Annotated in this window: 14 protein-coding genes; 5 read left to right on the top strand and 9 right to left on the bottom strand. The window is 41.6% G+C overall.

The features are described from left to right. Positions 1–256: 256 nt before the first annotated feature. The 7 genes from WG943_RS00135 to WG943_RS00105 all read right to left on the bottom strand — a co-directional run bounded on the left by WG943_RS00135 (position 257) and on the right by WG943_RS00105 (position 4,955). On the bottom strand, positions 257–655 hold the full coding sequence (locus WG943_RS00135) for a hypothetical protein (RefSeq protein WP_340405983.1): 399 nt from the start codon (positions 653–655) through the stop codon (positions 257–259). Positions 656–1,082: 427 nt separating this feature from the next. Beyond that, positions 1,083–1,313 carry a DUF4287 domain-containing protein gene (locus WG943_RS00130; RefSeq protein ID WP_340405982.1) on the bottom strand — a complete coding sequence of 77 codons (231 nt, stop codon included), beginning with the start codon at positions 1,311–1,313 and terminating at the stop codon, positions 1,083–1,085. Further along, entirely contained in the window at positions 1,288–1,716 is a 429-nt protein-coding gene (locus tag WG943_RS00125; RefSeq protein ID WP_340405981.1) for a DoxX family protein, read from the bottom strand. The genes WG943_RS00130 and WG943_RS00125 overlap by 26 nt, the downstream gene beginning before the upstream one ends. 333 nt (positions 1,717–2,049) lie before the next feature. Continuing rightward, positions 2,050–2,397: a hypothetical protein gene (locus WG943_RS00120; RefSeq protein ID WP_340405980.1), complete on the bottom strand. Its 348-nt coding sequence runs from the start codon at positions 2,395–2,397 to the stop codon at positions 2,050–2,052. 309 nt (positions 2,398–2,706) lie between these two features. Further along, positions 2,707–3,315, bottom strand: coding sequence for a hypothetical protein (locus tag WG943_RS00115; protein WP_340405978.1), 609 nt, complete (start codon positions 3,313–3,315; stop codon positions 2,707–2,709). Position 3,316: 1 nt separating this feature from the next. After that, on the bottom strand, positions 3,317–4,132 hold the full coding sequence (locus tag WG943_RS00110) for a metallophosphoesterase family protein (RefSeq protein ID WP_340405977.1): 816 nt from the start codon (positions 4,130–4,132) through the stop codon (positions 3,317–3,319). A 235-nt stretch (positions 4,133–4,367) separates the two neighbouring features. Next, positions 4,368–4,955: a hypothetical protein gene (locus WG943_RS00105; RefSeq protein ID WP_340405975.1), complete on the bottom strand. Its 588-nt coding sequence runs from the start codon at positions 4,953–4,955 to the stop codon at positions 4,368–4,370. A 271-nt stretch (positions 4,956–5,226) separates the two neighbouring features. Between WG943_RS00105 and WG943_RS00100 the strand changes: the two genes are divergently transcribed. The 5 genes from WG943_RS00100 to WG943_RS00080 all read left to right on the top strand — a co-directional run bounded on the left by WG943_RS00100 (position 5,227) and on the right by WG943_RS00080 (position 10,143). After that, positions 5,227–6,165 carry a TolB family protein gene (locus WG943_RS00100; RefSeq protein WP_340405974.1) on the top strand — a complete coding sequence of 313 codons (939 nt, stop codon included), beginning with the start codon at positions 5,227–5,229 and terminating at the stop codon, positions 6,163–6,165. 197 nt (positions 6,166–6,362) lie between these two features. After that, complete coding sequence (hslV, locus tag WG943_RS00095; RefSeq protein ID WP_219878331.1) at positions 6,363–6,905, top strand: ATP-dependent protease subunit HslV; 543 nt, start codon at positions 6,363–6,365, stop codon at positions 6,903–6,905. A gap of 234 nt (positions 6,906–7,139) precedes the next feature. Further along, on the top strand, positions 7,140–8,111 hold the full coding sequence (locus WG943_RS00090) for a deoxyhypusine synthase family protein (protein ID WP_340405971.1): 972 nt from the start codon (positions 7,140–7,142) through the stop codon (positions 8,109–8,111). A 144-nt stretch (positions 8,112–8,255) separates the two neighbouring features. Then, positions 8,256–9,518: an outer membrane beta-barrel protein gene (locus WG943_RS00085; RefSeq protein ID WP_340405969.1), complete on the top strand. Its 1,263-nt coding sequence runs from the start codon at positions 8,256–8,258 to the stop codon at positions 9,516–9,518. Positions 9,519–9,582: 64 nt separating this feature from the next. After that, positions 9,583–10,143, top strand: coding sequence for a hypothetical protein (locus WG943_RS00080; protein WP_340405967.1), 561 nt, complete (start codon positions 9,583–9,585; stop codon positions 10,141–10,143). 61 nt (positions 10,144–10,204) lie between these two features. Here WG943_RS00080 and WG943_RS00075 read toward each other — a convergent pair whose 3' ends face one another. Both WG943_RS00075 and WG943_RS00070 read right to left on the bottom strand, forming a co-directional pair. Next, positions 10,205–12,802 carry a M1 family metallopeptidase gene (locus WG943_RS00075; protein WP_340405966.1) on the bottom strand — a complete coding sequence of 866 codons (2,598 nt, stop codon included), beginning with the start codon at positions 12,800–12,802 and terminating at the stop codon, positions 10,205–10,207. 204 nt (positions 12,803–13,006) lie between these two features. Further along, positions 13,007–15,220 (bottom strand): catalase, encoded by a 2,214-nt coding sequence (locus WG943_RS00070; RefSeq protein WP_340405965.1) that lies wholly within the window; start codon positions 15,218–15,220, stop codon positions 13,007–13,009. Positions 15,221–15,333: the final 113 nt, after the last annotated feature.

Below are 15,333 nucleotides of genomic sequence, written 5' to 3'. Positions count from 1 at the left end.
AATGCCTCTCCAGCAACGGAGAGGCATTTTTGTTTAAGAGAAAATGTTATTTAGAATGATAGAAGCTGTACGAAAGGACCAAATAACGATCCCCTGATGAGTAAGTCAACAAAGAGAGGCTTAGCCTGAAAAACCTATGGCTGTAGCTTTTCTATTCTATGTTGTTAGCGGCTATTTTCTATTTCTTACAAATTGTTTATCAATTGGCCTTAATCTCAGTATCCTTAAGCAAAGAGCTTTTTATTTGGTGCTGCCGCTATCTAAAGATTAGGTTGTAAATTAAGTAACTAAACATACCTGTCAGAATTGTTGCTCCTATATCCCAAATATCAATTGGTTTACCTAATAATGGATGGGCAAGCTCAAAAACTACAACGCTAAATGTTCCAAGTTTTATTAAGTAATTTCCTTTTGAGGGGTCATTTGATAAAATTGCAACTAAGAAAAATATTGTGGTCAGAGTACCAAAAGTATTTCCTAAAGTATCTGCAATGTGAAAATCGTTTATGTTATTGGCATAAATGTATGGGCGGTAAAATGGTCTTCCGATTAATTCGTATATGAGTAATGCAGAGATCCCAATCGAAAAGTTGATTGCTTTATAACTGGAAAATTTCCAATTTCTCAAGTCCGCTTTAAAATCATCTAATGTCATTTCCCTGACTGTATTTAGGATTATCTGTTTAAAAGACCGCTTATGGGCAGGTATAGCAGTTTGCAAGACGTAGCCGCAGCAGTGCTGTCATTAAGCATTTTTTCATGCAATTATATTTCAGACAGTTATGTAACTTAAAAATCGTGATCTTATACTTTTTGTATGCCCTTTAGACTGTTTAAATTACTCAATGTGAATCATGCCAACATCCATTGAATAAAGCAGATGCCCTTCATCGGCCTTTCCCGTAAGTACGCAAAAGCCGCTTCCTGCCTTTTTAATGACTGAAAGCTGTTGGTGCATTGTTTAATTGTTTTTTAACTGAAGTTCAAATCAGCTTCTAGAGGAGAGTTGAAGATAAAATTCTGGCGCCTCACTTTTTAGTATGCTTAATAAACACAACTGCTGCTAATAACAGGTCTAGAAGTTATTTACTTTCTTCATTCTTTGTACCTTTAAGTAAAGCATAAATTGCCATCGAATGGCCGTGTCCAAGGTCAAAATCCTCCTTTAGCCATTTTATAATATCACCTGCTTTAGTTCCTGAGGTAAGCTGTCCATTTTGGGTATAACCTTTTTGTTCTGCAAGATTTTTAAAATCTTCAGGCCGCTTTCCAGTCTTCTCCTTTATATTATTGAGGTAGGCTTGATATGACATATTTCTCTGACTTTAAAGATTGGCGATGATATAAAGTCTCTAATTTAAGATAGTGAATGTAAGAAGTAATTAGTATTGCTAAGATTAAAAGAGGTAATAGCGTTTGGCCGCTAAAGCCATCTACGACCCAATGGCTAATAAAGGCCGCAATCGTTGTAAAGGCGAATCCAGCATATGCCCACTCTTTCAGTTTCCCTTTTACGAAGGGTAGAATAAGAACTATGGCACCTGCCACTTTAAACACAGTTAGCATTACTCCAAAATAACTGGGATAGCCTAAGTGCCTAATGCCTTCTATGGCTAGGTCTGTGTGTGAAGTCAGAGCGGGCATTACGCCTTCAAACAGAAATATTATTCCGGTTGCCGTCCAATAGGTAACTTTATTCTTCCTAACTAGTGTCATATTTTTAAGAGTTTATTTATTACAAATTAAACTCTTAAATTTACATTTTATAGGGTATGATTATGACGTTTATAAGGGGAGTTTGCGACTAATTCTAACTATTGCCTTCTCTAACGATTCAATGTCGTATATAAAAAAGTGCGAGCTAGAGAGATTGGTTGTCGTAGCACATTCAGGTGTTGCAAGCGAGCATAGACTTTCGAGTTGGCAAAAGTTCAAGCATTGTTTTTACAAATTGTTACCCACTTTTGTGATACGCACGAGTAGGCACGTTCTTCACCTTGTGCCAATACTGTTGTTATTAGATAGGATATTCTCTGGAGAAATAATTCTTTATCTATTTCTTATAAAAGGATAAAGAATACTACCACTAATCATTGCAGTAATTATTCCTAACCCTGAAGCTAATAAGAGGCCGAAAATCAAAGAACTATTAATAATTATGGGACCAACAGCACCCAGCAAATCAGAAACTTTGTTCATCTCTGGAAAACCTATTACATATAAAACCGCAAGGGTAAAGACAAAGAAGATGACTGCTGATAGTGAACTGGTTTTAAATAAAGATTTTAATGTATAAGAAAAATATTTTAATTTTCCTTTGTTTTTTAATAACATAAGTAAAAATATTCCTGCAAAACCTGGCCAAACAAGTGGCCAAGCGTGGCTAAATGGAATCAAAGCATGAATAAAGAAAAGAAACCCTGCTGTTAATCCAACCTTAGATATTACCGATAAATTTTCATAATTTATTATTAGTTAGTTACCAGATTCAATGATAAACACATATCAACAATTCTTTTAGGCCCGATTTTATCCTGAAATATTTTAAATTAAAGTTGTTTATACTTTAGGTTTATGTTAATTGTTGTTCAAAGCAATTGTGGGTAATTAGTGGCTGTGCTTAAATGTATATTTATACCTCTAAAACCGGCCTGAATGGTGTAGACTTTATGTTAAATAAAGAGACATACATATATACTTCCAATATTACAACTTCATCCTAAGCCCTAGTGCCAGGTTGAATATCTTGCCCGGTCCTAGATACTTTGGGTTTTGGATGTAGGAGATAATGTATTCTAAACTGGAGCCGAATTCGTAGTATGCAGAGAACTTCTGTAGTTTTTTTACACGGGTCAGGTCTACCTGGCCGCCAAGCAGCAGGCTGCCGTGTAAAGCAGTCGGGAAGCCATAGTAGTTTTTAGGGTATTTGTCGCCGGGTTCTTTGGTAAAGTAGTCGCTTCCGAAAGTATAACTTACCAAAAATCCCACGCGCAGCGGTTGCCAGTCTATAGTTTTTAAAGGCAAGGGTTTTATAGGGCGGTAAGTTGCTTTGATGGCAGATGTCACTATCCTGTCGCCGCCTATACTCTCGGGGAGGTAACCCAGGAATAGGTCTGTTTCCAGCTTATCCTGAAAAAAACTGCGACCAACACCAGCAGAGACAAAACCAATGCCGCCCGCAAACTGCGCCTTTACATGATAAGGTGAAGTAGCAGGAACTACAATGGCAGAATCAGGGAGTGGCTCCTGGGCAAGGGCAGGGGGAAAGGCAGCCAACAATAGTATAAAAAGTGTGAGCGAATAAAGGTGCTTCATCTTAATAATTTATCATCTGAATGTCGAAGCCATCTGCCCATACTTTTAAATAAGTAAACCCTCTTTTTTTAACAGTGGTGGTGCCGTGGTATAAAATATGGTTGTCGTATACATGATTTGAATGCCAGTTATGAATATGGCCGAACAAACTAAGCTTTACTTTCTTACTTGACTCCAGCACATTCTGATACGCATCTTCCAGGTTGCCGTCAAAATCAGCATCGTAGGGAGGCACATGCGATACCACAATAGCCTGGGTAAAGTCTTCATCTTCGCGCTGGTACACTTCCTTTCTTAACCAGTTGATGTCCGGCACACTGCCATCAAAGCCATATTCGCGGCTATTAGTATCAACAAAAACAAACTTAGTGTGGCCGTAGGTAAAGGAGTAGTTTAGCGGGCCATACATTTTCTGGTATACTTTGCTGCCATTGGCCAGCAGGTCGTGGTTACCTACAACTGTAAGGTAGGGCCATTTCAGGTGCTCCATAATATCATGCACCCATTTGTGCTCCTGCGTCATGCCAAAGTCAGAAATATCGCCTTGGTGTATTACAAAGTCGATGTTTTCAAACGTGTTGGCCTGCTTTACAAATTCAACGGCATCGTCGTAAAAGCGCTGTGTGTCGCCCATTACAAGTATGCGTAGCGTATCGCCAGGGTTTTGTTTCTGTAGGCGGACAAGGTTTTTAGCCGTCAGGTCGCGCTCGTCGCTTTCGAGCCTGATCTGGTTTGGGTGATACTCAAATAACTCTTCGCAGGAAGTTGTGCCCAGTAAAATAAGTATCAGTAACGAAATTAAATTCGTCTTTTTCATAGTTTTAGTATGGGGGTGGCGGTTAAGCAAAATAAACCAGACAAGTAATGTCTGCGGTAATCGTACTACATCTTGACACTGCTACTAGAAGCTAAGCAAGTATATTTTCTACTTCTATATAATTGGTACTACAAGTGTTGTTCTTACTAATACGTAATCTCGGTTTTGTTAAGTTATCCACTTAAACAAGCAGGCAACGGTATGGTTTTAAAAAGATAGGCAAAAGCACCAGGGTTTAATCTAAACTCCAGTACTGCCCATCTGTCGTCTGGAAGTATACGAGCCCATGGTTCTTAGCATAGTATACCTCTTTTATCTTGTCAGGTCTGGAGGGTGGCAGGTTAAATTTTAAACGCAGCAGCTTATTGTAGGTAACGCCATTCAATTCCAGGTTGTTAATAAATTCAGCTTCAACATCGTAAGTAAGCAGCACCTCCTCTGCAGCAGTTTTACCTGTAGTAATGGAGACAAAGTTCGTGTTAAACTCTGTTTGCCCGATGTTCATGATGTCTACATACTTATCCTCAGCTGCTAATATCAGGCCCAAGTCGCTTTGCTTACCGGTATAGGTTAACAGGTAGTATTCATACTTTCTGTCGCCGGATAAGTTCGATCGGATATGTGTGCCTGTTTTTACGGTTACAGTTAACTCTTCTTTTTCTCCGGTATGGCTGGTGAAGTTAAGCTTTGTGTCTGTTTTTGTCTGTAGCCACTCTTCAGTGTATTTCGTGAGGCGTATTGTGTCTTTTTCGCAGGAGCTAAAGCAAAACAGCAGGACCAAAAAGTATAAAAGCTTAGTTAAATTTATACCTGTTTTCATCATAAGGTGCATTTATAGATTAGATGCTATATACGAGCAAATGGTTGCACGTTAGTTAAGAAACAAATTTTAAATATGCTGATACCGTGATTGGGGCACTAAGTAAAAGTAATACCCTGTATAGACGTGTTTAGCTGCAGTTTGAGATGACCTGAAGTTACCTGCTTATAGTAGTGTTGTTGATGTATATGACGCAGCGGCTGCAGACTGTCTAAATATGCAACTGCGTAGTTAATGTATTTGCTACATTTGCTTTGATCCTAAATCTACAACTATGAAAAAAGTATTTCTCAGCACAGCTTTCTGCTGTGTCTTGTGCTTTGCAGCATCTGCACAACAAAAAGGGCATACCAGGTTAGCATTAGTAGCAGAAAACGTTATCTCAACCTCCCAAAACGAGTTTAACCCACTGGTTACCCGCAATGGCAGAACTATGTACTTTGTAAGAGCCCACCAAGGATTCGAAGGTATGAAAATCATGGTCAGCCATCTTACTAAGGGCCAATGGTCAGAGCCTGTACCCGTTTCTTTTTCTGATGCTCGCTACAATGATTCTGACCCGGCCTTGAGCCCGGACGGGAAAACATTGTTTTTTATCACTAACCGCACTACAGATGGCACAACAGGCAAAAAAGATCTGGATATATGGTACTCGCAGCTGGTGAACGGAGATTGGGGAGCACCTGTACCGGTTACAGGCGATAAAATTAATAGCAAAGGCGATGAACTGGGGCCGGAGCTTCGGAAGGACGGATACTTATACTTTAACTCTGGCCGGAAAAGCGGTATAGGTAGTTCCGATATTTACAGGGCAAGGTACCAAAACGGCATTGCCGGCGATCTGGAACTTGCACCGGAATCAGTTAATTCTTCAGCGTTTGAAGGAGACATCGCTTTCTCTGCGAATGGCAAGTACATGGCTTGGGCAGCATGGGATAGAGAAGGTGGCTTGGGCGAGGGTGACATATACCTATCTTACCGTTTAAAAGACAACACCTGGACTGCGCCTGTAAACCTGGGCATTTCACTTAACAGCGCCGCCTTCGACTTTACGCCGCATTTTTCTACTGACGGGCGTTACCTATACTTTGCAAGTTTCAGGAAGGAGGTACCTGGTGAAGCTGCTCAGGAAGTAATGAATGGGCAGTCGAATATCTATCGGGTAAGTATGAAGGATATTAACCTCTTACTGAAGAAGAACTCGATTCTTTAGACCTCATTGAGCAAAAGTATAGGTGCAGGGATATTTCAGATAGGCATACTATAGTTTCAGGCGCAGCAGTAGGCAGACAATTTGGCGTAAAGTATAGCTTTGGCTTTTTGTTTGAAGATACTGTAGCTTTACAAAGCACAAGTGCAGCAAGTATAACTGTGCCTGCGTATGTTTAACCTGACCAAGTACAAAAACAGATGACTAAAATAAGATCAACCACCGTTTGCGGTATTTTTCATAACGGAGAAGTAGCTCTGGGTGCCGACGGGCAAGCCACCATGGACAAGCACATTGCCAAAAGTAACGTGAAAAAAATCCGTAAGCTACTGGATGGAAAGATTGTAACCGGTTTTGCTGGCTCTACTGCCGATGCTTTTACGTTGCTGGAGCGCTTTGAGGAGAAGCTGAATGCTTACCAAAGCAACATGAAACGCGCTGCCATAGAGTTGGCTAAAGACTGGCGCAAAGACCAGTACCTGCGTAAGCTCGAAGCTATGATGGTGGTCGCCAACAAAGATGAACTACTAATCATTTCTGGAACTGGGGATGTGCTGGAGCCGGACAACCAGATTGCTGCCATTGGATCAGGAAGTATGTATGCGCATGCTGCCGCTTTGGCACTTAAAAAGCATGCCCCGCACTTATCGGCAGAAGAAATGGTGCGCGAGTCCCTGAACATCGCCGCCGATATATGTATCTATACGAACCACAACCTGATCATCGAAACGCCGGCTAAATAGTCGTGTTCTCAATAGGTTATTTGTTGTGCACAGCTAGCTAGTTTTTCTGCTTTATGCTTTATAAAGACTGATTTAGCTGCATCAAATTAACCTTATCTGGGTGAATAACGAATAATGATATTCGGTTACTTAAAACAGTATCCAAACAACGATTAACCAATATCAAAATAAGTCTTACCTTTGCCGCTCAAACTGCTGTTTGTGGCAGTATTGGCTTCATTAAAGCTAGTTAAAATGGAAGTATCAAATTTCTTAAAGAAACACTACAAGCACTTTAATGCCGCATCGCTGATTGATGCCGCCGAAGGATACAAAACACACCTCAACAACGGGGGTAAAATGCTGGTAACGCTGGCTGGTGCCATGTCTACAGCAGAGATGGGTATTATCTTAGCAGAGATGATCCGCCAGGATAAGATCCACGCTATTTCGTGTACAGGAGCTAACCTGGAAGAGGACATCTTTAACCTGGTTGCCCACGATTTTTATGAGCGTGTGCCGCACTACCGTGAGCTTTCTGCCGCCGACGAAGAAGAGCTACTTAGCCGCCACCTGAACCGTGTAACAGATACTTGCATTCCGGAAGAGGAGGCCATGCGTCGTTTGGAGCACACGGTTCTTAAGTATTGGGAGAAAGCAGATAAAGCAGGTGAATCATACTTTCCGCATGAGTTCTTTTACCAGATACTTTTAAGTGGCGACCTGGAGCAATACTACCAGATCGACCCGAAAAACAGCTGGATGCTGGAGGCTGCTAAAAAGAACCTTCCGATTATTTGCCCAGGCTGGGAAGACTCAACGCTGGGTAACATTTATGCAGGCCACGTGATCAGCGGCGATGTGAAGAATGTGCACACGGTAAAAACTGGTATCCAGTACATGATGGAGCTAGCTGAGTGGTATACCAATACAGCTAAAGAAGAATCTACAATCGGTTTCTTCCAGATTGGTGGTGGTATTGCCGGTGACTTCCCGATATGTGTAGTGCCAATGCTGCACCAGGACCTGCAGCGCGACGGTGTTCCGCTTTGGGGTTACTTCGCCCAGATATCTGACTCCACAACCAGCTACGGTTCATACTCTGGCGCAGTGCCAAACGAGAAAATAACCTGGGGCAAATTAGGCAAGGATACGCCTAAGTATATGATCGAATCGGATGCTACCATTGTGGCGCCACTTATATTCGCTCTGGTGCTGGATATGTAATAATCCGCTTAGAGTATAAAACAAAAGCCCGGTAACATTGCTTACCGGGCTTTTGTTTTTTTATGGCTACTTCTAGTAGTAGATTGATTGTGTGTTTATAGTGATAAATACTATATTTGCCATATTTATTATTTAAACTCTTATATGAAAACAACTTTTACACTTTTATTACTCTTTGTTTCCTTTCTGTCTGTGGGGCAAACCAAGTTTGTCAAGGGATATTATGTGACACAGCATAATGATACTGTTCACACCTTTCTTAATGATAGAAACTGGAGTAAAAACCCAAAAACTTTCTTGGTTTCAGAGAACGCTGAAGGTACAAATATTTCTAAAATAAATATTCTAGATGTGAAAAGCTTAAGACTTTCTACTGGGGATTGGTTTGAACGCTATCTTTTGCCCATTGATAAGTCACCTGTCAATATTAGTGAGATTAAAATTGATGCTGAACCGGTCATTGTTGTAGATACTGTATTATTACGGGTAATTGTAAAGGGTTATCTTAATTTGTTATATCTCAAAGACAAAAGTAATAAAGAGCACTTCTTTATTCAGCGTGGAAGTGATATGCCTCAAGAACTTATTTTACGAAAAGTAAAACGTAATGTAGGAGGTAATGTAATGCTATTAGACATACCAATTTACAAAACTTCCCTTTTAGAAATTATGCAAGATTGTAGCCAGGGAGCAGGTATAATCGAAAACACTCATCTTTCCTTTAAATCACTGCAAAATCTGGTTTTATCTTACAATCAATGTAAAAGTGGAAATGAAACAGGATATTCAGCTAAAAGTCAAAAGTTTATCACATCATTAGGCATTTTAGCAGGAGGATCTTATACTAGTATGCAGTTCAAGGGCAGAGGTTTCGATGAGCTTAGCCAGAATAAATTTATTGGTTCAGGGCAAGCAGCTGGTATTTCAATTGATGTGAAATTACCTAGGTTGCACAACCAATGGTCTGTCTACAATGAGCTCCTTTGGAAATCTTACCATGTTGAAGGCGATTATGAATATATTTTCTCCTCTGAAAATTTCAAAAGATCTCATAGTGAAATCTCCATGACAAGTATTGGTTTAAATACTATGATTAGATATAAATTAGATATTGCTGCATCTTTGAAACCTTATTTGAATATTGGAATCGCGAATAATTTTGGAATTTCATATACAAATAAGAAAACAACCCAAAGACGATTCTATTCAGATTATCCAGATGCGGAAGGTAAAGCCTTAGAAGATATTAGAACATATGAGCAGGCTATAGTAGCAGGTGTAGGTTTAAATTATAAGAAAATGACGGCTGAATTGAGATATGAACTCGGAAATGGAGTATCTAGCTATCATATGCTTAGCTCAACTAAAAGTATGTTAGGCCTTAAATTAGGGTACAGCTTGAGATAATATTTGATTGAGTAATTTACTAATTGCTTCATTTATAGGGACTCTTGTGCTATTGGATTTTTAAGTGTCTAAAATTAATCAGCATGAATTTGAAGGTCTTACCAATGCTGATTTTAATAGCGTAGGTATAACTACCGGAATATCGTTATTGGCAACTTTGCCACGTGCACGAGGCAAATGGGCAATACAAGGCGATTTAGTGTACAGAAACTTTACAGCAGAAGACAGCTATACTAGCAAAAGCAGCAATTCCAGCCAAAACTATACATCAACAGATACTGAATTTAAACTGGGCTACCTGGGCATAAACGCTTCTTTAAGGTACAAACTAGCCGATACCAAATTAAGCCCTTACATTACAGCTGGTGTAGCTAATAACCTGATGGTATCTGATAATAGCAGCCAGCATGTGTACCGTAAATTTTATGCATCAGAGAGTACTAAAACCCAAAAACCCTTGTCTGAATTCAGGAAGCATGAGCAGGCGCTGTTGCTGGGTGCAGGTGTCGCTTTAAGCAAGTTCAACGCAGAAATTAAAATGGAAAGAGGCAACGGGCTGTCTCCGTTTACTGGCCTTAAAAGTGCCAGAAATTCTGTTACGTTGTTGTTTGGCTACACCTTTTAAAGTATAAATTGATCGAATCAAAAGAGGCTACCAATTAACACAATTGGCAGCCTCTTTTCTTTTATTGATTATTTTTCAACAGCTTCACAGCCCGAAACAGGTTATCTGCCGCTTGTAATATTTTACCGCGTAGTTTTGGATTATAATTAGGGTTTGCCTCTATAAAATTACGCACGGTTGCTGCGGCAGTTGGTGTTTGGTAAGCACTAAATGTGGCATTTAACCAATTAGCCGGGAAAAAGATGTCGCCGGTTAGCTGAATCTCTTCTAGTAGTTCCAGGCTTTGCTGCAGGTATTTTTCAGAGGTGTGGCTGCGGAGCGGGTGGTGCAGGTAACCAAGTGCAGTAGTTACCCAAGCCTCCTTCTCACGGTTCTGTTCCTGGGCAAGCGACTCAAAAAATGCGTCTCGTACTTCCACCTCAGCCGATAAAGCTGGCATCAGAAACTGCAGTCTTTTTTGTCGATCAGGGTTTTTAATGCGCTTTAGTTGCTCGCTTAATATACTATTGCCTTTCGGGTAATCTCGCAGAGCTAGTGCAAGTGCCAGCGACGTGTAATCATCTTCTGTGAGTGTTATACCTGCAGGTGCCTGTTGCGTTTGCCATACTTTGTATAAACGTTGTATTGCATCTGGAGTTAGGGCTATATCTTGGTAAGCTTTAAAAAGCAGCTTTTTTGCATTAGATTTTTCTTGAGCATTTATGTTATCCCAAAGCTTTTTCTCAAACGCAGGTGCCATCTTATTTCTGAGTTCAGGGGTTATAAATTTCCAAAAAATATAACTTGTATAGCCTGTCAAAAGCTTCAGGTTAAGTTCTTCTGTTTCTCTTTCAGATTCTAATAACGTAAAAGCCAATACAAGACTAGGATCAACTCCACGGCCGCTCAGCATGTTCTCGTAAATGTTGATGTAAGCACTGGCCCGCATAACAGGATCTTTTAATAGGGGAACAGCTGAAAGGTTTTGCCCGTTAATCGGAAACAAGCCATACCCTTGCCCAGAGGAATTGAAAAGTATAAAATCAGGATGCTGCTTTCCTATAGCTGCTTTTAACGTTACCTGAGGCGCGTCCATGTTTACTGTCAGCTCTTCAACGCGATCCTTGTACACCAGCGCCACTTCGAAAAATTGTGGCCACAGCCTGTCTGAGCCGTCTTCGCCTTTTTGGGAGATGGTGAAATTGGTAATCCTGCGGTTGTCTGTCTCCAGCTTGTAATCGATTACAGGTCTGCCAGACTCGTTTACCCAAACCTGGTTCCAGGACTGCAGGTCGGCTGGTGTACGCTTGTCCAGTATCTCGATCAGCTCCGGCCAGGTGGCGTTGCTGTTCGCATAGGTTTTTAGGTATTCTCTTATTCCTTCTTTAAACGCCTTCTCACCAATAAGCCGCTCCAGCTGGCGCATCATAATTGGAGCTTTGTGGTAGATGATGTTGCCGTACATGCTGCCGGCATCCTGTAGGTTGTCCAGTTGCTGGCGTATGGGGTTGGCACCGGTGGTGCGGTCTACGCCATAGGCAGCTGGAAAATGATCAAGTAAAAACTTAAGGTCATAGTTAGCGTCTGCCAACGTTACCTGCGATACCTTATCAGCCATAAAATTGGCAAATACCTCCTTCATCCACACGTCGTTAAACCAGCGCATTGTAACCAGATCGCCAAACCACATATGGGCAGTTTCATGAGCAATCAGGTTAGAGCGTGATACTCGTTGGTCTTTTGTGGCACCTTCGTCGAGAAAGAGGGTAGAGGCTTTATAATCAATGGCTCCCACATGCTCCATACCGCCGTACTGGAAATCGGGTATGGCCACAAAATCAAATTTCTGGAAAGGGTAAGGTATCTGCGTATAGTCCTCCATAAAAGCCAAAGCATCGGCATGGATTTTAAAAATGGGATCTATACTTAGGTTGATCTTACTGCTGTCGGTTTCGCGGTGGTAAAAGTTCATGGGCCTACCCGCCTCAGTGCGCGTAATTAAGTCAAAGTCTCCGGCTACAAAAGAGAAGAGGTAGCTACTGATCTTATCGGATTCTTGGAAGCGGTAAACTTTCTGGTCGCCTTTTGCCACTATATCCTGAAGCGGTGCATTGGCTACTGCTTTCCAAGTGCGGGGTATACTTAGGGCCAACGTGAAAGTAGCTTTCAAGTCTGGTTGGTCGAACACCGGGAAAACAGTTCTGGCTCTGTCTGGCACCAGCAAAGTATAGAGGTAGTCCTCGTTACGGTTAAGGGAAAGATTGCCGGCAGTAAAGTCTATTTCAAGTTTATTTTCGCCTTCTTTCAGGTACTTATTATCGATCAGGATATGTTCGTTCTGGAAATTAATGGGTGTTGTTTTGCCGTTTACTTTTATACTTTTAAGGTTGACTTCCTGCTCTTTAAAATCCAGTTGTAAGGGGTGCTCGTTTTGGTGTAGTGTTAGTGTAATAACCTCAGTGGCGGCAATAGGCTGATTTTTTTGTGCGGGTATGGTAAGGTGCAGGTTGTAATTTATATTGCTCAGCACCTGCTTTCTGTGCTCTGCCAGCCGCTGAGATACGCCGGTTTCTACGGGTAGTACATTCGATTGGGTAGCCGTTTGGCTGCACGACACAGCCGTAAAAAGCGCTATGGACAATGCTCCGGTTTTAAGGGAGAATGTATTAGATAATTTCATGAATTTTGCTTTGTACTTAAGTAAAGATAAGCATTGACGGGAACAAATGGTAGGGGAGATTCAGGGCACTAATTAAACTTAGATTATACCCTCTTCTGTACTCATAGCTGATGAAGAGGTGGCTTAATAGTTTTTGATGAGCATGAAAAAAGGCGGTTGAAGTATACTTCAGCCGCCTTTTTTATACTTTAAAATATGAAATGCTTAAGCAGGTACCGACATTTTTTCCTCACGGTTCCAGTGGCGGTGCTTTTTAATCGCTTCTATAAACTTGGTTGCAAATTCATCTGCATCGGCATCGTTTCCGGCAGTTACTACGCCTTTATGCTCTTTTACATCGCGTGATGTTGGGTCGGCAAATACAAAGCCGCCGATTGATGTTTTTTGAAGTAGCATGATACCGTTACCAGATGTCGCAATTGATTTATGATGTTTAAAAGCTTCATTAATAAAGTGCAGTGCATCTCCTTCTTTCATTAAAGCCTCTATACTTCCTTTGCCATCCGGAATATAAATAGCATCATACATGATAGAGCCTGTTGATACATGGCTCTTATCCACCTCAACTGTCTCCCCGTTAATGCCTTTGCGCATACCTAAGTACTTGGAAACAATTTTGGCATGTGCTCCGGCATCCTCAATTGCTTGTTTTACCTGCATCACCTCGTTGTAATCAAATCCGTTTTCAATCAGGATAGCTACTTTTCTGGATTTAGCGGTTTCTATCTTATCACGGCGTTCCATACTTACAAAAGCAGTATCATCAACTGATTTGCCTTTTTTCATCTTTCTGCTGGCCTCATTGTCTTCAAAATTACCCGTAGATCTCTGGTCAAAGTTTTCAGGTACTTCTATGCCAATGCCGGCAGCCACCATTCTGGCAAGGTTTATATCTATTTTTGAGAAATGGCCTACCATACGCTGGCGTATTTCTTTTGATTCTACTTTACCAAGCTCAAAATGAGCAGCATCTACAATATGTTTCTGCTCTACCTCTGTGATTGAGTTCCAGAACAGCGTAGCCTGGCTGTAGTGGTCGTTAAAGCTTTCGCTGCGGGCACGTATCTTATGGCCTTCTACTTTCTCCATGTAGTGTACATAAGCGCCCCTATTTTCAGGTGCCATCATGGGGCAGCCACCACCTAAGGAGTTTGGCCAATAATTTACTTTGCCTTTGCCGATAGTATAGCGCATAAATCCGGCTCCCTGGTTATTATGAACTGGCACCACAGGCCTGTTAATTGGCAGCTCAGCAAAGTTGGCGCTGCTAAATCGGTTAATCTGTGTATCAATATAAGAGAACAGGCGGCCCTGCAGCAGCGTATCATTAGTCACATCTATACCTGGCACCAGGTTGCCTGGGTGAAAAGCCACTTGCTCTGTTTCTGCATAAAAATTGTCAGGGTTTCGGTTAAGCGTCATCATCCCGACAGGCTTTAGGGGTACCAGTTCCTCAGGTATGATTTTGGTTGCATCCAGCAGGTCGAAGTCAAACTTAAATTCATCCTCTTCCGGTACCAGCTGCACGTTAAGTTCAAACTCAGGGTAATCACCCATTTCTATAGCCTCCCAAAGATCACGGCGCAGCCAGTCTGGGTCTTTACCAGCAAGTTTTTGTGCTTCGTCCCAAACAAGCGAGTGCACGCCAAGTTTTGGCTTCCAGTGGAATTTAACAAAAGTGCCTTTTCCTGCCTCGTTCACAAAACGGAATGTATGAACCCCAAACCCATCCATCATTCTGAAGCTTCTCGGAATAGCTCTGTCAGATAATACCCACATAATCATGTGGTTGATCTCCGGCATCAGCGAGGCAAAATCCCAGAAGGTATCGTGTGCAGCAGATGCCTGGGGCATTTCACTGTCTGGCATGGGTTTGATAGCGTGCACCAGGTCTGCAAATTTGTTAGCGTCTTGTATAAAGAACACCGGCATGTTATTCCCAACCAGATCGTAGTTACCTTCTTCTGTATAAAATTTGGTAGCAAACCCACGCACGTCACGTACAGTATCCGCTGAGCCTCTGGAGCCTACAACTGTTGAAAATCTTACAAAAACCGGAGTCTTTGTGTTCGGGTCTGTCAGAAATTTCGCTCTTGTAAATTCTTTTAATGAGTCGTCGTAAGGCTGGAAGTAACCGTGTGCCCCTGATCCTCTGGCATGCACCACGCGTTCCGGCATCGACTCATGGTCGAAGTGCGTCATCTTCTCCCGGAAGTGAAAATCCTCTAGCAGGGTTGGCCCACGTGATCCAGCTTTAAGCGAGTCGTCGGTGTGATTGATGCGAACACCCTGGTCGGTGGTTAAGTACTGCTCAGAGTTATCGTTTCTGAATTGTTCCAGCTGCTTATCTTTACTGTTCTCATCTACCTTCCTGTTTGGCTGGTTTGATTTTTTGGGGTTGTTTTCTTTTTCTTGCATGGCTTCTTGATGGCGGTATATAGTTGTTGATTAACATACCTAGTGGTGTTAGCTGGCTTTCGAAAAACCTGCTTTGTAACTATGTATAAGTCCAAAATATTACGACCACAAAA

Source organism: Pontibacter sp. H249 (genome assembly GCF_037892465.1).
In the GTDB taxonomy this organism is placed as follows: domain Bacteria; phylum Bacteroidota; class Bacteroidia; order Cytophagales; family Hymenobacteraceae; genus Pontibacter.
Note: the sequence above shows the minus strand (reverse complement) of the source record. Positions and strands in the feature narration are given on the sequence as shown.